Raw genomic sequence first — 21,418 nt, forward strand, 5'->3', positions numbered from 1 at the left:
AAGCTCAGTGCGTTTGTAACTAGAAAAATCTAAGCAAAATATTTATATTTTATATATCATAAATTTAATAATAATTTTTGTAAATACACTTTGGGTAGAATATTAATAAATGAGCTACTATAATAATTTATACACAAATATACAAGATATTTCATATAAGTGTGGCTGGGGTAATTATTATGAGGTTTTGAAGTTACCAAGAGGCTTATGTTTTGGTCTTGCTGCTATGTGGGGCCAAGCTTACCTAGCTCATGATCTTTCTACTTTTTATAAAAGATTACGAATACTTACAAGCGAGACTATAGGTGAGCAGTTTAATGGTATTAGATATACTAAATTAACTGAACTTATTAATGCTGTGTGTGATTATGAGAGACAATTATCTAAATATAAATCGGCTGGTCAAGTTAATTATTACGCTAGTCTTGGTCAAGAAAAGAAAACATACGAATTAGTTATATCAATAAGAGCTTTTTTAGATGGCTTAGTTGCATATCAATGTCATAAATATAGATTTCTGTATGGAGGTGAATGCTTTGGTCAGAGTATACTAAAAACTTCACCATTGGTTATAAATCGAAGATTAACTGTTACTAACCAAAAAATATTAAATCATCAAAGTGATGTTACTTATCAAAAAGTTTCACCACTTATTGAGGTATTTAGCTCTCCTTTTATTGGTGATAAACAAGACTATATAGATTTTTTAAAGCCATTAGTTAATAGTCTTTCTAAGAATCCTTTTCCTTCTTATATTAGTGTAAGTAGTATTGCTTATAGGACAGCCCACAATATCGTATTTAATACAGGTTTAGAGTTGTATGATGCTAATCGATTATACGATAATGATGTTGGAGCCTTAGAATGTCGCAGTATTGAAGAGTTGGTTGATCGGTTTTTTAGTAATGTTTTTCGTCTTGACATAGAGTCACACAGTCTCTTAACTTTAAATATATCAGTTTTTACAAGTCCAAAGTACAAAAATAGGATTAAACAATTTAGTATCTATCCTGATTATCTTAAAGTGAATCTAATAAAAGAAGAGGTAAATAATAAGCTTAATGGCTATATTAATAGAGTCAGTTTATTAAAATCACATTATAATTCTGCAAAATATGTGAGAGATAAGTTAATTTGTTACCAAGATATAGGAGATATTTATAGTTATTTATCTGAAGAATATAAAATATTAAAAAACGGGGGGCAGGGGTTAAAAATGCGGTTTCAACATTATGAAAATAAAGCAGCATTTTTATCGAATAGTTCCAGCGAATACTATACAGTAATTAAACAAATATTGGATTATATTCATCAAATATATTTTAGGAAAATTGTAGATGATGTTGACCATTATAAGGGAATGTTACTTAAAAATATTTTTATTAAAGGTTATTATAAAAGTGATAATTTTCTATATATTGCCTGCCGTAAAGGTCATAAAGAAATAGTTAAGTTATTATTGGATAAGAATATTAATAACGTAAACAAGGTTATAAGTAATTGGACAACCCCTTTATATGCTGCTTGCGAATGTGGCCATAAGGAAATAGTTGAGTTATTGCTAGCGAATAATGCTGATATAAATAAAACTAAAAGAGGAATTAACTCTTTAGATATAGCCTGCTATGCCGGTCATACAGAAATAGTCAAGCTATTATTGGCTCATAAAGTTGCTATAAATCAAACTAAAGATATAGGAATAAGGCCCTTATTTTATGCTTGTAAAAAAGGATATACAGAAATAAGTAAGTTATTACTAGAATTAGGTAAATATACCATCACTAGTATAAATAAAGTTATAGGAGTTGGAGAAACACTTTTATATACTGCTTGTAGAAAAGGACACATAGAAATAGTTGATTTATTATTAAGTAATGGTGCGGATATCAAAAAAGCTACAAATTTTGGAGTAACTCCTTTATATGCTGCCTGTTGGCGGGGTCATACGGAAATAGTTAAGTTATTGTTAGAGAAAGATGTGTTAGCAAGTAACAATTCTATTGCTAATTATTTTTTAGGTGGATGCCATCCCTACTCAAATAATCAAATTTTAGATTCTTTAAAAAAACATTTTTGGAAGCATAATATTAACACGCCTGGCTATTTTCCACAAGTAAATGGTGGGACAGAGACATCAACCCCTCTAATACGAGGATGTTATTTTATGGATAATAGAAGTATTAAATGGCTTTTAAATAATTATAAAGAACTAAACAACGCTACGATTTTTAGAAATAAATGTGCGCTAGGATGGTATCAAATTCATAAAAATAAAGTAGGTTATGATATAGGTATAGAAAAAAGATTAAAGTTATTATTGAAATAATACAGGAGTTTTGCACTTTGGTGATCTAGGTAGTAGCTAAAATTGTTCTGATGCTATTAGCGATTTTGCTTTAGAAGGAGCTTTGGAAGCTATATAAATGGAGGGAATCCATAATGATATAGGAAAAATCTATCCTTGTAATATACTAATTTATATTGCTGTTTTATATATTTATGATTTTAGAACATTAAAATTTGATCCTATAGTTATCAAAGATGCTAAAATAGATCCTAATTTAATAAGTTATAAATATGCTCATACAGAGCTAACCAGAAATAGTAATAAAGATGATATTAATGATAGTGCAGCGCTTTTTGTTTTCTATAAATTATTTGAATAGATCTTTGCTGGGTACAATTATTAAAAAAGTAGAGGATATTAATGTATATTAGGAAAAAAAATATAATTTTTGATTTTGATTCGACGTTAATTAAAAAGGAATCATTAGAACTTATTTTAGAGCCTATATTAAAAGAATTTCCCGATAAACTAAAAGAAATTGAGGATATAACTAATCTTGGTATGCAGGGCCAAATAAACTTTAGAAAGTCATTAGAAAAAAGATTAGCTATTGCCAGTCCTACTAAGGCAAGCATAGAAGATTTTGTAATTAAACACTATCCTAATTTACTTACGGTAGGGATTTTAGAGTTAATTATTGACTTAAAGCAAGCAGGTTTTAATATTTGGATATTTAGTGGTGGACTAACTGATTGCATTATTCCATTTGCTGAATATTTGGGTATTACTAAAAATAACATTTTTGCTGTTGATGTCGTTTGGGCTGAAAATGGGGGCTTTTATTCTTTAGATAATACTAATGGAGCTTGTGACTCTAAGCTTAGTGCTTTTGAGAAAGTTAAGAGTTTATTTGTTGGCGAGGTGATAGTAGTAGGAGATGGTTACACAGACTATCAACTTTACGAATCAGGATTTGTGGATAAATTTATCGTGTATACCGAACATGTAGTTAGAGAAAATGTTACTGGTAAAGCTAAACATATTGCTAATAATATACATGAGCTTAGAGACCTTCTACTCTTGTAGAGATTTATTAGTTACTATAGAAGAATGTACAAATGAAGCCACCAGTATTAATACCCCTATAGATCCACTAAACCACTCTGGTATATGTGTAAATATTTTAAGTAATAATATAGTAGCTAAAAAGCCTATAGCATAATGAGCACCATGCTCTATGTATATATATTTAGCTAAGGTTTTTCTTTCAATAAACAAAATAGTCAGTGATCGAACAAACATTGCTCCAATCCCTAAACCTATCATGATAATTATAATATTTGTAGAAATAGCAAAAGCTCCAACTACACCATCAAAACTAAAAGAAGCATCAATAATTTCTAGATAAATAAAGCCCATTAGACCATTACGGACAACTGTTGTAGTATTAGTAGTTGGGTTATCAAAAAAAGAGTTTATTAGACCTATACTCTCATGGACTATTACACCAAATAAGTAGGCTATAGCTATTTTTCCCTGGATATTACTATTAGTTAAATAAATTACTAAAAATCCAATAACTATAGCAAGTAGTATATATCCACCATCATATTGCCGGATTTTTCTTATTAAGATATTATTTTCTAAGATTGGTAGCCAATGATGGCCTTGGTTTTCACTGAGGAAAAAATTAAAAAAAACCATGAGTAAAAAACTACCACCAAAACTACAAATATATGGCATAGAGCTTTCTAGGATAGTTTGGTATTGTGTGGGATTATTCAAAGCTAGGCTAATTACCTCAACAAAGTTAACATTGCTAGATACACTAACTAATAATATTGGAAAAACTAGTCTCATACCAAATACAGCTATAGGTAAACCAATAAAAATAAAAGCTTTTTGCCAAAATTTCGGCATTTGCCCTAGTATTTTTGCGTTAATAACAGCATTATCAAAGCTTAAAGAGATTTCTAAGATTGCTAAAACTGAGATCGAATAAATGATTGCAGAAGGATTATCTGGATAAAAAAATACTCCAATAGCTATACCTAAGACAGTTACAAAGAATGATCCGTAAAAATACTTTAGAGTTTTCAATATAATTTTGTGGTTGTATTTTATAACTAATAGATTTTAACATATAATATGGTCTTAGTTTATAAGTTTTTAAAAGAGTAAATGTATGTCTATAGCTTTATATACGCTAATATTTTTGGGTGTTTGCTTTTTTACATGGCGTAATTTTATGAGAAATAAAGAACTAGCAATTAGTGTTGCTGAACGATCAGCAAATAAATACAATTTAGATCTATTAGACGATACAGTATGTTTACGTAAGATAAGTATTAAATTGGGAAACAATAGGATAGCTGTATATAGAATTTATTCATTTGATTATAATACTATAACTTCAAGTGAGAGATTTAGAGCGTATATAGTTCTTAGAAATGGTAAGTTAGATGATATCGTTATTTCTGAAGACGAAAAGGCTGATATTGTGAGAGAAAATATAGTTTCAGAACAAGTTTCTTCAAAGCAGGCTATAAATAATATTATAAAATTTGACGAGTAGAGATTTACTATGATTAATTTATATCAATTACCTAAGCTAGAAGGTAAAAATTATAGTATGAGTCCATTTTGTATAAAATTGGAGCTATATTTGAAAGTTGCTGGTTTAGCCTATCAAAACCATTTTGGGTTAGAGTTTAATAAATCTCCTACAGGTAAAATGCCATATATTCAGATTAAAGGTAAAAAATACGCTGATAGCAATCTTATAATTTCTCGACTAGAGCAAGAAAATAATTTTTTTATAGATGAACATTTAGATAGTCAGCAAAAAGCTATAGCTTTGAGTTTTATCAGGTTATGTGAAGATAGTTTATATTGGGCTGGACTTTATAGTCGTTGGATAGATACTGATAATAAAATATGGAAAATAAACTTTATAGAAGCTTCTGGATTGCCAAAAATAATGGCAAGTATTATATATCCAGTAGTAAAGAGAAATATTTTACGGCAACTTAGATCTATTGGGCTTATGAGTTTAACAAAAAGTGAAATATATTCAAAAGCAGAAAAGGATATTAGTGCTATAGCTAACTTCTTAGAGGTAAGGAAATATTTTTTTAATGACAAAGTATCTTTGCTTGATTTGACAGTATTTAGCTTTTTGGTAACAATAGGTGATGGAACTTGTAGTAAAAGACTACAAAGCTTTGTTTGTAGTAAAAATTTAGGAAGTTTTATAGAGAATATACAAAATAAATATTTAGCTACCTAAGGAGAAAACATGAATGTTAACGTTCTTGAGGTAAATATAAACACTTTAAGAAATAATATCCTAGCTATTAAAAAATATACAGGAACTAAGTTTTGTTTACCTGTAAAAGCAAATGCTTATGGCCATGGACTAGAGATTATTGTAAAAAATACTAAAGATATAGTTGACTTCTATGCAACTGCTTGTGCTAGTGAAGCTTTAGGAGTGTACAAAAATAGTGATAATGTTCCTATATTGATCTTTGGTGCTGTTGAACAAGAAACTATACAAGAACTCGCAGATAAAAATATTCGATTTAGTATTCATGATTTGGATGATATTCAAAAATTAGAAAAATATGCCAAGAGATACTCTAAAAAACTTAAAGCACATTTATTTGTAAATACAGGTATGAATATGCTAGGTGTTGATTACGATGAAGCATTAGAAATTATACTAAGGGTATTTGAGTCAGAGTATATATTTCTAGAGGGGGTATATAGTCATCTTGCTTGTGCTGATATAAAGGATCATTTTTTCAATAAACTACAAAGTGAAAAATTTGAAGCTATAGTTAAGCATGTAAAGAGTTTAGATCCAAATATTATATGTCATTTTGCTAATTCTTATGGCAGCATAGGTCAAAATGGGATTTTTTATGATATGGTGAGGCCAGGTATTTTAAGCTATGGTTTTTTGCCCGAGTTTGAGGTTGCTGATTCACTTAAAATTATCAAGCCTGTAGCGAAGCTTTACACTCAAGTTATAAAAGTTATAAAATTATCAGAAGCTTCATATGTGGGCTATTCAATAAGTTACAAAGGTAGTGATGATGAGTTTATAGCTATATTGCCTATAGGGTATGGCGATGGTTTTTCACGTCAATTAGGAGGTAAAGGAAGTGTGTATATAAATCAAAAAAAATATCCAATAGTTGGCAGGGTAAACATGGATGCTTTAGCAGTGTCATTAGGCCGAAATGATTGTGATATAAAAGTTGGTGCAAAGGTGGAGTTAATTTCTGATCTCCCGCAGAAAGAAAATAGCGTCAGAAAACTAGCTAAGTTATTACATACAATAGAATATGAGGTAGTTACAACTCTTAATCAAAGGGTAATAAGACATGAGTATCTATAATTATTTAAGCTTTACTTTTTTACTCTAAAATAATAAACTAATAGACTCACTTAGGTGTTGTAATTAAGATAAAGAATTTTTTATGATAAAAGACAAATTAACTATAGGTAGCCTTATAGCGATAGGTATAGGTGCTATTATGGGTTCAGGATGGATGTTTTCAGCCCAGTACACTTCAGAGTATGCAGGTCCAGCTTCAATAATTTCTTGGATTATAGGGGCATTACTAATGATTTTTATAGCTTTGACATTTGCTGAGAGCTGTACTATCGTGCCGGTGCAAGGTTCAACTTCAAGAATCCCTCACATTACACATGGAACTTTGATAAGCTATATTTTTGCTTGGATTACATGGATCTCATATTTGGTATTAGCTCCAATTGAAGTTCAAGCAGTATTACAGTATATTGCTGTTTTTTACCCCGGTTTGATAGATCTGCAGAACAATGGTGCTTTAACAATGCAAGGCATTCCAATAGCTGTTGTTTTATTACTAGTTTTTTGTGCATTTAACTTTTACTCTTTACGCTGGTTGGTGAAAATAAATAATGTAATTACTTTGTTTAAAATTTTGGTTCCGACAACGATAGCGTTGGCCTTTATAGTTTTTTGTTTCTCATTGCCAGAGCTTAAGGATGTAACGCTGGAATCTAATTTAGAGTTTACACCATTTGGTATAAACGGGATTTTGTCAGCAGTTTCATTAGGCGGTATTGGTTATGCTTTCGTTGGATTTAAAACTATAGTTGAGTTAGCAGGAAATACAAAAAACCCTAAAAAATCTATCCCTATAGCTACCTTAAGTACTATACTTATATGTTTAGTTATATTTTTGCTTTTGCAAGTAGCATATCTACTGGTTGTGTCTAAATATGTTCATAATAATGTATGGGATTTAGATATTATTTCAAAAGGGTATAGTTCAAGTTTCGGAGCTTTTGCGCTATTGGCAAGACAGTTCGGTCAAGTCTGGGTTATGTACTTATTATACTTTGGTGCAATACTATTTCCATTAGTTGCAGGGCTTTTATATTTTTGTGTTGCTCTTAATTCATTAAATGCTATGGTTGCAAATGGTTATATGCCAAAAATACTTAACAAGGTTAATCCAACTGTAAATAAACCCATTTATGCTATAGTTTTAAACTTTTTAGTTGCTATGATTATGTTTGCGCCTTTTCCAGGCTGGAAAACAATGACTGCTTTTCTTACTTCATTAATATCGTTAACTTATCTAACAGGTGCCACCTCGACTGTCGCGATGAGATATCGTTTGCCAGATATGGAAAGACCATTTAGGCTAAAAGCAGCTTTCTTAATATCAGTTTTGGGAGTTTTTGCATCTACATTAGTATTTTTATGGAGTGGTTGGTCAATTGTTTCCAAATCTGGGTTTGCAATTTTTATAGCTATTTTTTTATTAGCTTTGTATAGAAATTTTGGGGCAGATAAATCAGCTAGAATTTTATGGAATTTTAAAGAGTCTACTTGGTTTTGGTTTTATATTATAGCAGTTACAGCAGTTTCATATTTTAGTGATTTTGGTGGTACAGGAGCATTAGATTTTTATTTGGCAGCTTTAATATTATTGCTAGTAAGTTTTATTACTACATTATTGGCTAAATATTATTGCTTACCATCGGCTGAAATTAAAGACGGAATTAAACAGGCTTTGCATCATCAGAGAGAATATTTAGATTAATTATTTTCTAGTAGATGAAACCAAATCATTTTATAATTTCTTCAAAAAACTGTATCATTTTATGTAAAGGAATTTTTTTTTACATCTAAATGCTTAAAATATCTTTTCAGGGCGAACATGGAGCCTACTCTGAGCAAGCAGTATCAAGCTTTCTAAAATCACAAGGGATAGAGGAGTTTGAAGCTATTCCGTGTTTGTCTTTTTTTGATGCCATAGAAGAGACTATAAGTGGTAGATCAAAGTTTGTTATTTTACCAGTAGAAAATTCTTTAGCAGGTTCTGTAATCCCTGCTTACGATGAGCTTATAAAAAGTAATTTAAAGGTTAAAGCTGAAATAGTTCTTAAAATTCAGCATTGCTTAATGGGCTTGCAAGGTGTGGATTTTTCAACTATTGATGCTGTAATATCTCATCCTCAGGCTCTAGCTCAATGCTCAAAGAGCCTAAAAAAACTTAAGCTTATTCCTCAAGCATTTGCTGACACTGCAGGAGCGGCTAAATATATTTTTGAAAAACAGAAAGATAATTATCTAGCGATAGCAAGTAAACTTGCGGCAGAAACTTATGGTCTTGAGGTTTTCCAAACTGGATTTGAAGATGAACATTTTAACTACACACGTTTTTTGTTAATGGGTTATGATAATCTTGAGTTAGGTGAACAGGTTAGTACTAAATTTAAAACTTCGATTATTTTCTCTGTAGAAGATAAGACAAATGCTTTGGTGAACATTCTTAACGTCTTTGGTAAGCATAGTATTAATCTTACGAAGATTGAGTCTCGTCCATCTAGGGATAGAGCTTGGAATTATTTATTTTTTATCGATTTTGAAGGATCAGAAGATGATCATCATGTTCAATTGGCACTTTTGGAAGTGTTGAAAAAAAGCACTTTTTTAAAAGTTTTAGGGTCTTACAAAACATACCAATTTAATTAGGGTAATATGAATAGGCTTTTATCAAGTACACTTTAAAGTCTATTTATTTTGTTGGAAAGATATAAGTGTTGAAAATAAAATCAAATGGAAAATATAAAGATAGTTTACAAAAATATTAAAAACCTTAAACTAGCTCTGGATACAGGAGGAAATGTTGTAGTAACGTCACCTCGAAGTTTCTCAAAGAAAGAGATTTTTGATATTTTGCAAACAAGGAAAGCTTGGATAGAGAAACACCGAAATAGGATTGTTGTTAATAAAAAATATAATTATAATTTGTATAATTTAGATCAAGGAAGCCAAGTGTTTTTTCTCGGTAAGGAGTACACTGTGGAGCTTATAGAATCAAAGCAAAATTTGCTTGTTGAAAAAGAAAGATCTTTAGTATTTTATTTGAATTCAAGTGTTATATCGAATAGAAAATTTAAGCTAATATTATTAGAAGAATTTTATAGAGATAAAGCTGATATTATTTTAAATAATTTGGTAGCTAAATATTTGAAAATTACTAATCAAGAAGTGCAAAAAGTTGTAATTAAAAAGGTCAAAACGAGGTGGGGGTCTTGTAACCACACTAAAAAGATTATAAATCTTAATGTTGATCTTGTACTTAGAGATATTCAAGCTATTGAGTATGTTATACTTCATGAAGTAGCTCATCTGACACATCCAAACCATTCTAAAGATTTTTACTCTTATGTAGCAAATTATATGCCTGACTGGAAAGTTAGAGAAAAAAGTTTAAAATAGGTTATAATTATTCAGTCTAATATTTTTTGTATCCTTGGGTTAGGAGGGTATTATGGAAAGTACTTTTGAACTTTTTTCTATTGGTGTGGGACCGTCTTCTTCTCATACTATAGGTCCTATGCGGGCAGGTTGTAATTTTGTAAACGTTTATAAAGAGTATCTACAAAAAACAACACGTATACAAATAGACCTTTATGGATCTCTTGCTTTGACTGGAAAAGGTCATAAAACTGATTATGCGGTTATTTTAGGTGTTATGGGTTTTTTACCAGAATCACTAGATATAGAGGTAGCTAAGAAGTTATATGGTAATTGTTTGACTAACGAAAAATTAGATTTAAATCAACAATTTACCATTGATTTTAATTACAACAAAGATCTGATTTTTCATTATAATGAATTTTTACCTGAGCATGCTAATGGTATGCGTTTTTCGTTATTTGCTGGAGATAAACTCCTCTGTGAAAAAGAATACTTCTCTATAGGAGGAGGTTTTATAGTAGATAAAAAGCAGATAAAAAAAGATGAGGTGCCTACAGAAAAACCTTGTGATAAGCCATATAAATTTGCAAATATGGCGGAGCTTCGTCAATTATGCGAAAAAGAGAAAAAAAGCATTGACAAAATAATGTTTGAAAATGAAAAAGTGGCTTATGGTGAAGAACTATCGCGTATTAAATTAAAAGAAATCTGGCAAGCTATGAATAATTCAATCGAAAAGGGATTAAACTGCCCGGAGATGGTACTACCAGGTGGATTAAAAGTGCGAAAAAGAGCCCCTAGCATGATTAAAAAGCTTAGAGAGAAAAACGTTATTAATACGGATTTTAATTATTTAAATGCATATGCTATAGCTGTAAATGAGCAAAATGCATGTGGAGAGCGTATAGTTACAGCACCTACTAATGGTGCTGCAGGAGTTGTACCGGCAGTACTAAAATACTATATTGAAACACATAAACATTTAACTGAAACTGTGCTTGAAGAAAGTATAGATAAGTATTTGCTTATTTGTGCGGCAATAGGGATTTTATATAAATCAGGTGCATCTATTTCAGCTGCTGAAGTAGGTTGTCAAGGTGAAATAGGCGTGGCCTGCTCAATGGCTGCGGCTGGATATTGTGCTTTACTTGGTGGTGATATTGACTCTATAGAATCAGCCGCTGAGATAGCTATGGAGCATAATTTAGGGCTTACTTGTGACCCTATAGGAGGGTTGGTTCAGATTCCATGTATTGAACGTAATGCTATGGGTGCTGTTCAAGCGATAAATGCAGCTAAACTTGCTTACCTTGATTCAGGTGAAAAACGTTTTGTTGGTTTGGATTATGTCATAAAAGTTATGTATCAAACAGGATTGGATATGTCTAGTAAATATAAAGAAACATCTTTAGGTGGCTTAGCTATTAATGTTCCTGTATGTTAGGTAATCAAACTCTAGTAAAATTATACTAATTTAGTATAATTGTTCTGTTTTTATATGATTTTAAGTTTTGGCACAAAAATGATTGATATTATTAAAATCAGGAAAGATTTTCCTTTTTTGGTTCAAGGTATAAATAATAAACCAGTAATTTTTTTTGACACAGGAGCTTCGGCACAGAAGCCTCAAGTAGTAATTGATGCGGTAGCTAATGCTTATACTTTTAGTTATGCTAATGTACATAGAGGAGTATATTTTTTAAGTCAAGAAGCTAGTGATAGATATGAAAACGTTCGTAATATAGTCAAAGATTTTATCAATGCAAATTCCAAAGATGAAATTGTAATGACAAAGGGTAGTACAGAGGCTATTAATTTAGTAGCCAATTCTCTAGGAAATGCTATTTTAAGCAAGGGTGATGAGATAGTGGTTACTGAAATGGAGCATCATGCAAATTTTGTACCATGGCAGATGCTCTGCAAAAATAAAAATTTTAGTTTTAAAGTCGCTAAAATTACTGATAGTGGTGAGCTTGATATAAATAATTTATTGTCTTTAATTACTTCTAAAACTAAGGTTTTAGCTGTTACACTTTGCTCAAATGTATTAGGTACGATCAATCCTATAAAGCAGATTATCAGTGAAGTTAAGAATATTAATCCAAATACTCTTATATTGGTTGATGGAGCTCAAGCTGTAATTCATACTAAAGTAGATGTTCAAGATTTAGACTGTGACTTTTTTGTTTTTTCTAGCCATAAACTTTATGGTCCTACAGGAGTTGGTGTTTTATATGGAAGATACGATTTATTAAATCAAATGCCTCCTTATAACTATGGTGGTGATATGGTTGAAGATGTAACTATCGAAAAAACTATGTTTGCATTACCTCCGTATAAATTTGAAGCTGGTACACCTGACATAGTTGGAGTCATTGGTTTTGGTCGAGCAATAGAGTACGTTAACTCTATCGGTATGGAAAATATTGCTAATTATGAGCAAAAACTTTTAAATTATGCGACTATTGAGTTAGAAAAGGTACCAGATTTACACATTATTGGAAAAGCAAGGCATAAAGCAGGGGTGATTACTTTTATTGTAGATGGTTGTAATTCCGGAGATATCGGTGAGTTACTTGCTATAAAAGGAATTTGTGTGCGTACAGGCAAGCATTGCGCGCATCCATTATTGTACAGATTTGGAATTACGTCAACAGTTAGGGTATCATTTGGCATGTATAACACATTTGAAGAGATAGACTTGTTTATAACTGCTTTGAAAAAAGTAATATCTCAATTAAAATAGTCAAATAAAATAAGAGGTTTAGTGCTATGGTAGAAATTTTTCATCCCATAAGTAATAATATATTAGAGGTCACAGAAGCGGCTGCGAAACACTTTAGAAAACATTTAGAAAAGTATCCGCAAAGTATAGGAGTTTACGTTGGTACTAAAGTTATGGGGTGTTCAGGTTTATCTTATGATATAGATTTTGTTGAGAGTAAGCCTTTAGAAACTACAGAAGTAGTCCAACATGGGTTAAAATTTTTTGTATCCGATAAATCTAAAAATTTTCTTAATGGATTAAAGATAGACTATGTTAAACATGAATTTGGCTTATATAAGTTAGAGTACTCTAATCCGAACGAGTTAGCTCGTTGCGGTTGTGGCGAAAGCTTTACAGTTTAGGAATGAAAATGAAACCAACAGATGTGACAATAATAAGAAGGCAAGTAAAAGCAATAGCAGTCCCATTTGGTAATGAGATTGAGCTTATGCCAGGGCAAGAAGTACTTGTAACCCAAGATAAAGGTGGAAGTTTTACTTTAAATGTTAATGGAAACTTACTCCATCTAGATGGTAAAGATGCTGATGCTATTGGTAAAAAAATAGTACGCTATCCTGTCGAAGATTATAATATAAAAGCAGGAGACCATATCAATATGGAGGCTATTTGGGATCAGATGAAGACTGTGTATGATCCGGAAATCCCAGTAAATATAGTTGATCTTGGTTTGATTTATAATGTGGTAACTAGGAAACTAGAAAGTGGCAACTATCATATAATAATAGATATGACTCTAACAGCACCAGGATGCGGTATGGGTCCTGTATTAATGACAGATGTAGAAAAAAGAGTAGCAATGTTACCAAATGTAGATAAGGTTGATGTTGTAATGGTGTTTGACCCCCCTTGGAACTCTGAAATGATGACAGAAGAGGCAAAGCTAGAGTTAGGCTTATTTTAGGATTATGACTAATAAAATAGCTATTTATCCTGGCACTTTCGATCCAATCACAAATGGGCATGTTGATTTAGTTGATAGAGCTTTGAATATTTTTGATGAAATAGTAATAGCTGTATCAACAGCTTATGGTAAAAAAACATTATTTGACTTGGATCAGCGTGAAAAAATTGTCAAAACAGTATTTAAAAATAATACGAAGGTTAAAGTTATAAGTTTTCAAGGGTTACTAGTAGATACAGCAGTTAAGTATCAAGCATGTTCTATTGTTAGGGGATTAAGAGCAGTTTCAGATTTTGACTATGAATATCAGCTTGCTAGTATTAACAGTAAATTAAATGATAGTATCCAAACTATATTTTTGACACCTAGTGAAAAATTTTCTTGTATTTCCTCAACGATGGTAAGAGCTGTAGCAATACATGATTATAGACGTCTAGGGGAGTTTGTACCAGAAGTTGTATTTCAAGAAATAGAGAAAAAATATAAAGGTAAGTAAATGGCATTATTGATAACGGATGATTGTATTAATTGTGATATTTGTGAGCCTGAATGTCCTAACCAAGCTATATCTCAGGGAGAAGAATATTATGAGATTGACTCTGCTAAATGCACGGAATGTGTAGGACATTTCCTTGAATCTCAGTGTACAAAAGTTTGTCCTATAAAATGTATAGTTGTTGATCCAACTCGTATAGAGACAAAAGAGCAACTTCTAAATAAATATAAGCAATTAACTCAATAAGAGATAATCTTTTCATCATAGATTAATTTAATTTCCGTTAGATAAAAAGGTTGAAAAATAGCTCCATATAGTATACTTTAATTACGATTATGGTAAATATTTATTAAGCTAACGCATGTTTAGCATGTGAAAAGGAGTTTTTATGAAATTAAAGAATATTGTTGTGGCTATGTCAATGCTGTTTGGTACAGCAACTATGACTTTTGCAGATGTGGCTGCAAATGCTACAGTTAATGATAGTTTTTCAACAGATACGAGTATTTCAAGTACGATTATGAAACCTTTTGCTAACACTTGGAGTTCTATAACTAATGAAAATAATACTTGGGGACCGCAGGATAGGTCAGGTCAGTGGTATTTAGGTGTGGGTGTTAGTGGTTTTGCTAATAACATGAACTCCAAAGGTTCTAATTCTGGTTGGAATGGTATAGTAGGTTATAATTTCAATAAATATTTAGCAGTTCAATATAATCAGTTTGCTACATATAACGGCATGTTTGGTGGTTTAGGTGAAGGTGTAATTAACCTTACAAATAATACTATGTTTACTCCATATGCTGTAGGGGGAGCTGGTTGGGCTAATCTTGCTGGCCGTGCTACAGGAGCATGGGACGTAGGTGGCGGACTTAAGTTTGAGTTATCTAGAGATGTTCAAGCTAGCGTTGACTACAGGTATATACAAACAATGGCTCCAAACCCAATATCTGGTGGAGGTCAACAAATCAATGCAGCTGCAGGAACTAATATGATAGGAGCAGGGCTTACTTGGTTTTTTGGCGGTAATTCTGCTGCTAGTGCAAGCACTGCAAATATAAAAGATGATGGCGCTAAAATAGCTGTAGGAACAGGTGCTGTTGCAGCTGTGTCAAAAGTTGATGAAGCTAAATATGTATTGCCAAAAGGTATAAAACAATGTGAGGGTAACTTTAACTTAACTAAAGATGGTGTTGCTTGCTACACAGTAGATGGTGATGACGTAACTGTTTATTTAGATACTAAATTTGCCTATGATAGTGCTGAGTTAAATCAAAAGGGTAAAGAAGCAATATCTTCTTTTGTAGGTTTTATTAAGGATAGCAATATCGCATCAGTAACAATTAAAGGTTACGCATCGCAAGGTCAAACTGGTGGTGAATTTGAAGTTTACAACCAAAAGCTTTCTGAAAAGAGAGCAATAGCAGTTGCTAGTTACATGAGATCTTTAGGCTTAGATAAAGAGAAAATAATAACCAAAGGGTTTGGCTATTATGATACTCTTCCAGGTGTTGATAAGAGTGACAAAAGTAACCAGCGTGTACAAGCTAGTGTTTCAGCACCACTAAAATAAATTTAAGTTTATAAGTTAGTAGAATATATCTATAAATCCTATAATTTTATCCTCCATGTTCTCTGGTTACCTGTATTGATATTGCTTTAGATTTGTACTTATTTTTTAATGCAATTGCCCTGGGTGTAAATCAGATAAAAATTTACATAATCATAGCTATATAATATAATTAAATTTCATGTTTGATTGATGAGCATTTTCATAAAATAAGAAGAAACAATTATGTTAAAAATTACATTTCCAGATAACTCTATTAGAGAGTTTGAGCAAGGAGTTAATTCATTACAGATAGCTAAATCTATATCTCCAAGTTTAGCAAAAATCACATTAGCTGCTTATGTGGATGAGCAGTTAAGAGACGCCAAGGATGCTATAGTTAAGGATAGTAAGGTAAACTTAGTTACTTTAAAAGACCCTCAGGGATTAGAGATATTACGCCACTCCTGTGCTCATTTGCTAGCACATGCCGTTAAGCAATTATACCCTAAAACACAGGTGACTATAGGTCCAGTAATAGAGAACGGTTTTTATTACGATTTTTCTTTTAAAGAATCTATAGGTGAATCAGACCTTGAAAACATAGAAAGCAAAATGAAGGAGCTTGCTAAGAAATCTATACCAGTTGACTACAAAGTAGTTTCAAAACAAGAGGCTATAGATTTTTTTAGCTCGCAAAATGAAAGTTATAAGATTGAGATAATTAATGGTATCTCTGATGAAAGTTTAAAAATTTATACTCAGGGGGATTTTAGTGATTTATGTAGAGGTCCACATGTTCCAAATACTTCTATATTAAAAGCTTTTAAATTAACTAAGATAGCAGGAGCATATTGGCGTGGGGATGCTAATAATGAGATGTTAACAAGGATTTATGGGACATGTTGGGCTACCAAAGAAGATCTTGATCAATATCTACATATGCTTGAAGAGGCAGAAAAACGTGATCATAGAAAAATTGGTAAAGTGTTAGATTTGTTTCACTTTCAAGAAGAGTCTCCAGGGATTGCATTTTGGCACGATAATGGAGTAAAAATTTGGCGTGAAGTAGAAGACTATATGAGGAAATCTAATAATAAATATGGTTGTAAAGAGATACGTACTCCTTTGATAGCTGATTTTAGTTTATGGGAAAAATCAGGCCATGCTTCTAAATATGCTGAAAACATGTTTGCAACAAAATCAGAGAATAAAGATTTTGCAATTAGACCTATGAATTGCCCAATGTGCGTGCAAGTTTATAATACTAAACTACACAGTTATAGAGATTTGCCTGTGAGGATGGCAGAATTTGGGGTGGTACATAGAAATGAACCATCTGGATCTTTACATGGGTTGCTTAGAGTTAGAAGTTTTACTCAAGATGATGGACACGTTTTTTGTACAGCTGAGCAGGTTGAAAGTGAAGTTAGCTTAATGGTAAAACAATGCTTTGAAGTTTACAAAGATTTTGGTTTTGATGATTTTGAAGTAAAAATTGCCTTACGACCTGATAATAGAATCGGTAGTGATGAAATATGGGATAAGTCGGAGCAGATTTTGAAAAATGCTTTACAAAGGAATAATGTTAAATATACGTTGCTGCCGGGAGAAGGCGCTTTTTATGGACCTAAAATAGAGTTTCATTTAAAAGATGCTATTGGTAGAAGCTGGCAGTGTGGGACTATACAGGTAGATTTTTCGATGCCACAAAGATTAGGGTCAGCCTATATAGATAAAAATGGAGAGAAGCAAATTCCTATAATGTTGCATAGAGCAATAGTTGGTTCTTTAGAAAGGTTTATAGGCATGTTAATAGAGCACTATGCTGGTAATTTGCCCCTATGGTTAGCGCCAGCTCAAGTTGTGGTAATGGGGATTAGTAATCAACAAGATAAGTACTGTAATCAAGTATTTGAATCTATTGAAAAAAAAGGTTTTAGGGTAAAAATAGACTTGAGAAATGAGAAGATAGGGTTTAAAATACGTGAGCATACTCTTTTGCGTATACCTTATTTAGTAGTTCTAGGTAAAACTGAGCAAGAGCAGGAAATTGTAACTGTGAGAAAGCAAAACGGCGAGACTCTAGGACAAATGTCAATAGAGGACTTTTGTGTTTTCTTGAAACAACAGATAGAAATAAAAAAATAATTTTCTTGGAGGAAAATAGTTATTAAAGCGGATAAAAAAGCGCCTATAAACGAGCAAATAAAAGCTAAAGAGGTGCGTTTAGTTGGAGTTGATGGTCAGCAAATTGGAGTTGTATCTATCAATGAAGCGTTAGCATTAGCAGAAGCAGCTAATGTTGATTTGGTTGAAATGGTAGCAAATGCTAAGCCACCGGTCTGTCGTTTGATGGACTATGGTAAACACTTATTTGAACAAAGTAAGAAAAAAGCACAAGCTAAAAAGAACCAAAAGCAGATACAGATCAAAGAGATAAAGCTTAGACCTGTAACTGATGTGGGAGACTATCAGGTAAAACTACGCAACCTGATTAAGTTCCTAGAAAAAGGCGATAAAGTAAAAGTTACACTTAGATTTAGAGGTAGAGAAATGTCACACAAAGAGTTAGGTATTGAAATGCTTAACCGTATGGCAAATGATGCAGCTGAACATGGTGTAGTGGAGCAACAACCTAAAGTAGAAGGTCGCCAGATGATAATGGTTTTAGGGCCAAAGAAAAAACAGATGTAATAAAAATAACTTATAACAATGCGGAGTATTTAAATATGCCAAAGTTAAAAACAAAAAGTGGTGCAGCTAAGCGCTTTAAAAAGACAGGTAATGGTGGTTTTAAACACCGTTGTGCAAATCGTGCTCATATCAATACTAAGATGACAACTAAAAGAAAGCGTCACTTAAGAGGTATGAATCAAGTGGCTAAAGTTGATACTGCTAGTTTAGTTCAACAAATGCCTTATGCATAGGTTTGTTTGTAATATTTTTAAAGTGGAGAATTAGATTATGTCAAGAGTAAAAAGAGGCGTAACAGCGCGTGCACGTCATAAGAAAGTTTTAAAGCAAGCAAAAGGTTACTACGGTGCTCGCTCAAGAGTATATAGAGTAGCTAAGCAAGCTGTAATTAAAGCAGGTCAATATGCTTATAGAGATCGTAAGGTTAAGAAAAGAACTTTCAGATCTTTATGGATTGTTCGTATCAATGCAGCAGCAAGACAGTATGATATGAGCTACAGCCAACTAATTAATGGTCTAAATAAAGCTGGTGTTGAGTTAGATAGAAAAGCTTTAGCTGAATTAGCAGTGTACAATAAAGATGCTTTTGCTGCTGTAGTTGAAAAAGCAAAAGCTGCGTTAGCTTAATCTATATTTGCAGGTTTATTATCTAAATAGACCTTTATTTGCAGAGGTTCTATTTTGTGAATTCTTCTAATTATTTAACCTTTTTGAAAAGATTTTTTTTACTGTTATCTCTCGTAGGAGGGCTAGTTTTATTTTTCGTGTTTAATGGATCAAAATATTTTTCTTTTGGTGAAATTGTAGACATGTATAAAAAATTTAAACGCTACGTAGACTTCCATTTTATAAAAGCAATTTTAGTATTCGGGTGTGTTTATGTATTAACAGTCTTTTTTTCTATACCAATAAAACCAGCTTTAAAAATGTTAGCTGGTTTGTTTTTTGGTTTGTGGTTTGGATTTGCTATATCTCTAGCATCTGCAACAATTGGTGGTATGTTAGCCTTTATGTTTATAAAATATAGTTGGGGAGAAGTATCTAAAAACTCTAAATATAAGCTAGTATCTAAATTTAAAGATATGGTAGAGAAATATCCTATTATAGTATTATTTTTAGCAAGATTGTTACCTATACCGTTTTTTGTACCAAACATTTTAGCCGGTATATTAAAAGTTAAAAATAGTATTTTCTTTTTTACTACTTTGATAGGAATTATTCCAATTACATTTATGTATGTATGGATTGGTACGCACATAAGTCAGAAATTAAGTACTAATAATGAGAGCTTTTTAGATAAAAAAATTATATTGGCTTTGAGTGTTTTAGCTGTATTATCAATGATCCCTTTTATGGTTAAAAAAGTTATTAGAAAATAGTGTTACTTGTATAATAAAATAATGTAAGAATATCATTTTTGAGTGTTTAAAAAGTTTCAATCTCACCATTTTTTTTGGCCATAATAACAGTATCAGCTGTTTTTAATGCAAAAATACCATTAGCGACAACACCTGTTATTTGATTAAGCTTAGTTTCTAGCTCTATAGGGTTATCAATTCTTAGGTTATGTACATCTAAGATTATATTGCCATTATCTGTAATAGTCTGTTCTCTGTATACTGGTTGACCACCAAGTTTTACTATCTGGCGTGCAACATAGCTTCTAGCCATAGGTATCACCTCTATTGGTAAGGGAAAATTACCTAAAATATCAACTTTTTTTGACTCATCTATAATGCATATAAATTTTTTTGCAGCAGCGACGCATATTTTTTCACGTGTTAAAGCAGCGCCACCTCCTTTTATAAGCTCTTTATGAGTATTACATTCATCAGCACCATCTATATACAAATCAATTTCACCAGCGTAGTTAAGATCTACTACATCAAACCCTAATTTCTTTAACCTTTCAGTGGAATCTTCAGAACTAGATACAACGTTTGCTATTTTATCTTTATAATAAACAAGCTCTTCTATAAGAAACTTAACTGTACTACCAGTACCAACACCTAAGATTATGTTTGGAGTAATTAATTTACTAGCTTCGATAGCTGCAAGTTTTTTTAACTCATCTTTATTATTTCTTTTATTAAAAAACATGTTAAAACTTTCTCTTATTAAAAACTTTGTTAGATATTATACCTGTTGATATGTAGATAATCATGCAAATTACAGCTATTAATATTTGTAATATTACTGATTTACATAAAAAAATATATCCGACTATTATATATATACAAATAAAAGGAATAATAATCCTTAAGGAGATATTAAATATAGGAGATAACTTGATATTTGTGTTCTTTAAGATCTCATAACTAAGCTTTTGTGCATCATAAATCCAGCTGATTATGAAAATATCAAAGAGAAAAATAAATATTATAATAAGGTGAAGAGCAAACATTTTTGAAAAACTAACGTGTGCGGCGCCTTGAAGAATCAAGCTTATAGTAATTAATAAAGGGATTATACTAATTGCTACTTTAATATAGAATTTGTTAGTTATCTTTGTGATATATACTAAAGCAGAAATTACCGTGATTAGATTAAATAGAATAAAAGTGACCTCAAGCAGTGTATAAACTGTAAAAGAATTCTGTTTTATTAAGCTAAAAATAGTAACTAGAGGTACCTCATCCATAGACTGTAGAAAAATACTGTAATTTCCCAAAGTGGTGTATATAGTCATACAAATTAGCAAAGAAAATAAAATATTGTAGAACATGCTACTAAAAGAGATGGTTCTCAAATTATTAAAGCTAGTATTAAGATTGGTTAAAATATTTTTGTAAAATGCTAGAGAAATAAAGTTACTTAAAATTGCATAGACTAAAGCCATTAATAGCATACTACTTAATGTGTTTGTTTGGCTATATGGAGCATTGAAGTTTTTAAATTCTATTAAACTATGTGGTGATGTATATCT

General features: G+C 31.5%; 23 protein-coding genes. 21 read left to right on the plus strand and 2 right to left on the minus strand.

From position 1 onward, the window contains the following. The first annotated feature begins 109 nt into the window (after positions 1-109). The 3 genes from SD28_RS04140 (at position 110) to SD28_RS04150 (ending at position 3,373) form a co-directional block, all read left to right on the plus strand. Positions 110-2,326: an ankyrin repeat domain-containing protein gene (locus SD28_RS04140; protein ID WP_039124376.1), complete on the plus strand. Its 2,217-nt coding sequence runs from the start codon at positions 110-112 to the stop codon at positions 2,324-2,326. A gap of 97 nt (positions 2,327-2,423) precedes the next feature. Next, positions 2,424-2,666 (plus strand): hypothetical protein, encoded by a 243-nt coding sequence (locus tag SD28_RS04145; protein WP_039124378.1) that lies wholly within the window; start codon positions 2,424-2,426, stop codon positions 2,664-2,666. 41 nt (positions 2,667-2,707) lie between these two features. Next, positions 2,708-3,373, plus strand: coding sequence for an HAD-IB family phosphatase (locus SD28_RS04150; RefSeq protein ID WP_039124380.1), 666 nt, complete (start codon positions 2,708-2,710; stop codon positions 3,371-3,373). On the opposite strand, the gene SD28_RS04155 is transcribed toward SD28_RS04150, so the two are convergent. Continuing rightward, entirely contained in the window at positions 3,362-4,387 is a 1,026-nt protein-coding gene (locus tag SD28_RS04155; RefSeq protein ID WP_039124382.1) for a DUF475 domain-containing protein, read from the minus strand. The genes SD28_RS04150 and SD28_RS04155 overlap by 12 nt on opposite strands. 85 nt (positions 4,388-4,472) lie before the next feature. On the opposite strand from SD28_RS04155, the gene SD28_RS04160 reads away from it, so the two are divergent. From SD28_RS04160 to SD28_RS04245, 18 genes are all read left to right on the plus strand, one after another. Further along, a complete protein-coding gene (locus SD28_RS04160) occupies positions 4,473-4,862 on the plus strand; it encodes a DUF3301 domain-containing protein (protein ID WP_039124384.1) in 390 nt (129 codons plus the stop codon). A 9-nt stretch (positions 4,863-4,871) separates the two neighbouring features. Then, the gene (locus tag SD28_RS04165) at positions 4,872-5,576 is read left to right on the plus strand and encodes a glutathione S-transferase family protein (RefSeq protein WP_039124387.1); all 705 of its coding nucleotides are present in this window, start codon (positions 4,872-4,874) and stop codon (positions 5,574-5,576) included. A 9-nt stretch (positions 5,577-5,585) separates the two neighbouring features. Further along, on the plus strand, positions 5,586-6,692 hold the full coding sequence (gene alr, locus SD28_RS04170; protein WP_039124389.1) for an alanine racemase: 1,107 nt from the start codon (positions 5,586-5,588) through the stop codon (positions 6,690-6,692). An 82-nt stretch (positions 6,693-6,774) separates the two neighbouring features. After that, on the plus strand, positions 6,775-8,394 hold the full coding sequence (locus tag SD28_RS04175; protein ID WP_039124391.1) for an APC family permease: 1,620 nt from the start codon (positions 6,775-6,777) through the stop codon (positions 8,392-8,394). Between the two features lie 89 nt (positions 8,395-8,483). After that, positions 8,484-9,329 carry a prephenate dehydratase gene (gene pheA / locus SD28_RS04180; RefSeq protein ID WP_039124394.1) on the plus strand — a complete coding sequence of 282 codons (846 nt, stop codon included), beginning with the start codon at positions 8,484-8,486 and terminating at the stop codon, positions 9,327-9,329. Between the two features lie 84 nt (positions 9,330-9,413). Then, positions 9,414-10,079: a M48 family metallopeptidase gene (locus SD28_RS04185; RefSeq protein WP_039124396.1), complete on the plus strand. Its 666-nt coding sequence runs from the start codon at positions 9,414-9,416 to the stop codon at positions 10,077-10,079. Between the two features lie 52 nt (positions 10,080-10,131). Further along, positions 10,132-11,505, plus strand: coding sequence for an L-serine ammonia-lyase (locus tag SD28_RS04190; RefSeq protein ID WP_039124398.1), 1,374 nt, complete (start codon positions 10,132-10,134; stop codon positions 11,503-11,505). Between the two features lie 78 nt (positions 11,506-11,583). Further along, positions 11,584-12,807, plus strand: a complete 1,224-nt coding sequence (locus SD28_RS04195) for an aminotransferase class V-fold PLP-dependent enzyme (protein ID WP_039124400.1) — start codon at positions 11,584-11,586, stop codon at positions 12,805-12,807. Between the two features lie 26 nt (positions 12,808-12,833). Beyond that, the gene (locus SD28_RS04200) at positions 12,834-13,190 is read left to right on the plus strand and encodes a HesB/IscA family protein (RefSeq protein WP_039124401.1); all 357 of its coding nucleotides are present in this window, start codon (positions 12,834-12,836) and stop codon (positions 13,188-13,190) included. An 8-nt stretch (positions 13,191-13,198) separates the two neighbouring features. Next, the gene (sufT, locus tag SD28_RS04205) at positions 13,199-13,750 is read left to right on the plus strand and encodes a putative Fe-S cluster assembly protein SufT (RefSeq protein WP_039124403.1); all 552 of its coding nucleotides are present in this window, start codon (positions 13,199-13,201) and stop codon (positions 13,748-13,750) included. Positions 13,751-13,754: 4 nt separating this feature from the next. After that, on the plus strand, positions 13,755-14,246 hold the full coding sequence (coaD, locus tag SD28_RS04210) for a pantetheine-phosphate adenylyltransferase (RefSeq protein ID WP_039124404.1): 492 nt from the start codon (positions 13,755-13,757) through the stop codon (positions 14,244-14,246). Continuing rightward, on the plus strand, positions 14,247-14,492 hold the full coding sequence (locus SD28_RS04215) for a YfhL family 4Fe-4S dicluster ferredoxin (protein ID WP_039124406.1): 246 nt from the start codon (positions 14,247-14,249) through the stop codon (positions 14,490-14,492). Between the two features lie 142 nt (positions 14,493-14,634). Further along, on the plus strand, positions 14,635-15,819 hold the full coding sequence (locus tag SD28_RS04220) for an OmpA family protein (RefSeq protein ID WP_039124408.1): 1,185 nt from the start codon (positions 14,635-14,637) through the stop codon (positions 15,817-15,819). Between the two features lie 222 nt (positions 15,820-16,041). Next, entirely contained in the window at positions 16,042-17,946 is a 1,905-nt protein-coding gene (gene thrS, locus SD28_RS04225) for a threonine--tRNA ligase (protein ID WP_039124411.1), read from the plus strand. A gap of 21 nt (positions 17,947-17,967) precedes the next feature. After that, on the plus strand, positions 17,968-18,492 hold the full coding sequence (infC, locus tag SD28_RS04230) for a translation initiation factor IF-3 (RefSeq protein ID WP_039124413.1): 525 nt from the start codon (positions 17,968-17,970) through the stop codon (positions 18,490-18,492). A 35-nt stretch (positions 18,493-18,527) separates the two neighbouring features. Next, positions 18,528-18,725, plus strand: coding sequence for a 50S ribosomal protein L35 (gene rpmI, locus SD28_RS04235; RefSeq protein WP_039124415.1), 198 nt, complete (start codon positions 18,528-18,530; stop codon positions 18,723-18,725). Positions 18,726-18,762: 37 nt separating this feature from the next. Further along, positions 18,763-19,119 (plus strand): 50S ribosomal protein L20, encoded by a 357-nt coding sequence (gene rplT / locus SD28_RS04240; RefSeq protein ID WP_039124417.1) that lies wholly within the window; start codon positions 18,763-18,765, stop codon positions 19,117-19,119. Positions 19,120-19,301: 182 nt separating this feature from the next. Further along, entirely contained in the window at positions 19,302-19,871 is a 570-nt protein-coding gene (locus SD28_RS04245; RefSeq protein ID WP_052251918.1) for a TVP38/TMEM64 family protein, read from the plus strand. Positions 19,872-19,917: 46 nt separating this feature from the next. On the opposite strand, the gene rpiA is transcribed toward SD28_RS04245, so the two are convergent. Next, positions 19,918-20,592 carry a ribose-5-phosphate isomerase RpiA gene (rpiA, locus tag SD28_RS04250; RefSeq protein WP_039124419.1) on the minus strand — a complete coding sequence of 225 codons (675 nt, stop codon included), beginning with the start codon at positions 20,590-20,592 and terminating at the stop codon, positions 19,918-19,920. Positions 20,593-21,418 lie beyond the last annotated feature (826 nt).

The organism is Allofrancisella guangzhouensis (genome assembly GCF_000815225.1).
Classification (GTDB): domain Bacteria; phylum Pseudomonadota; class Gammaproteobacteria; order Francisellales; family Francisellaceae; genus Francisella; species Francisella guangzhouensis.

Excerpts from the sequence above, each read along its gene's own strand:
- SD28_RS04150 (WP_039124380.1), top strand. The coding sequence starts at position 2,708 with ATGTATATTAGGAAAAAAAATATAATTTTTGATTTTGATTCGACGTTA.
- SD28_RS04165 (WP_039124387.1), top strand. The coding sequence starts at position 4,872 with ATGATTAATTTATATCAATTACCTAAGCTAGAAGGTAAAAATTATAGT.
- alr (WP_039124389.1), top strand. The coding sequence starts at position 5,586 with ATGAATGTTAACGTTCTTGAGGTAAATATAAACACTTTAAGAAATAAT.
- SD28_RS04245 (WP_052251918.1), top strand. The coding sequence starts at position 19,302 with ATGTATAAAAAATTTAAACGCTACGTAGACTTCCATTTTATAAAAGCA.
- sufT (WP_039124403.1), top strand. The coding sequence starts at position 13,199 with ATGAAACCAACAGATGTGACAATAATAAGAAGGCAAGTAAAAGCAATA.
- SD28_RS04200 (WP_039124401.1), top strand. The coding sequence starts at position 12,834 with ATGGTAGAAATTTTTCATCCCATAAGTAATAATATATTAGAGGTCACA.
- SD28_RS04185 (WP_039124396.1), top strand. The coding sequence starts at position 9,414 with ATGGAAAATATAAAGATAGTTTACAAAAATATTAAAAACCTTAAACTA.
- SD28_RS04220 (WP_039124408.1), top strand. The coding sequence starts at position 14,635 with ATGAAATTAAAGAATATTGTTGTGGCTATGTCAATGCTGTTTGGTACA.
- SD28_RS04145 (WP_039124378.1), top strand. The coding sequence starts at position 2,424 with ATGGAGGGAATCCATAATGATATAGGAAAAATCTATCCTTGTAATATA.
- SD28_RS04215 (WP_039124406.1), top strand. The coding sequence starts at position 14,247 with ATGGCATTATTGATAACGGATGATTGTATTAATTGTGATATTTGTGAG.
- rplT (WP_039124417.1), top strand. The coding sequence starts at position 18,763 with ATGTCAAGAGTAAAAAGAGGCGTAACAGCGCGTGCACGTCATAAGAAA.
- SD28_RS04190 (WP_039124398.1), top strand. The coding sequence starts at position 10,132 with ATGGAAAGTACTTTTGAACTTTTTTCTATTGGTGTGGGACCGTCTTCT.
- rpmI (WP_039124415.1), top strand. The coding sequence starts at position 18,528 with ATGCCAAAGTTAAAAACAAAAAGTGGTGCAGCTAAGCGCTTTAAAAAG.
- rpiA (WP_039124419.1), bottom strand. The coding sequence starts at position 20,592 with ATGTTTTTTAATAAAAGAAATAATAAAGATGAGTTAAAAAAACTTGCA.
- SD28_RS04195 (WP_039124400.1), top strand. The coding sequence starts at position 11,584 with ATGATTGATATTATTAAAATCAGGAAAGATTTTCCTTTTTTGGTTCAA.
- pheA (WP_039124394.1), top strand. The coding sequence starts at position 8,484 with ATGCTTAAAATATCTTTTCAGGGCGAACATGGAGCCTACTCTGAGCAA.
- coaD (WP_039124404.1), top strand. The coding sequence starts at position 13,755 with ATGACTAATAAAATAGCTATTTATCCTGGCACTTTCGATCCAATCACA.
- SD28_RS04140 (WP_039124376.1), top strand. The coding sequence starts at position 110 with ATGAGCTACTATAATAATTTATACACAAATATACAAGATATTTCATAT.
- thrS (WP_039124411.1), top strand. The coding sequence starts at position 16,042 with ATGTTAAAAATTACATTTCCAGATAACTCTATTAGAGAGTTTGAGCAA.
- SD28_RS04160 (WP_039124384.1), top strand. The coding sequence starts at position 4,473 with ATGTCTATAGCTTTATATACGCTAATATTTTTGGGTGTTTGCTTTTTT.
- SD28_RS04175 (WP_039124391.1), top strand. The coding sequence starts at position 6,775 with ATGATAAAAGACAAATTAACTATAGGTAGCCTTATAGCGATAGGTATA.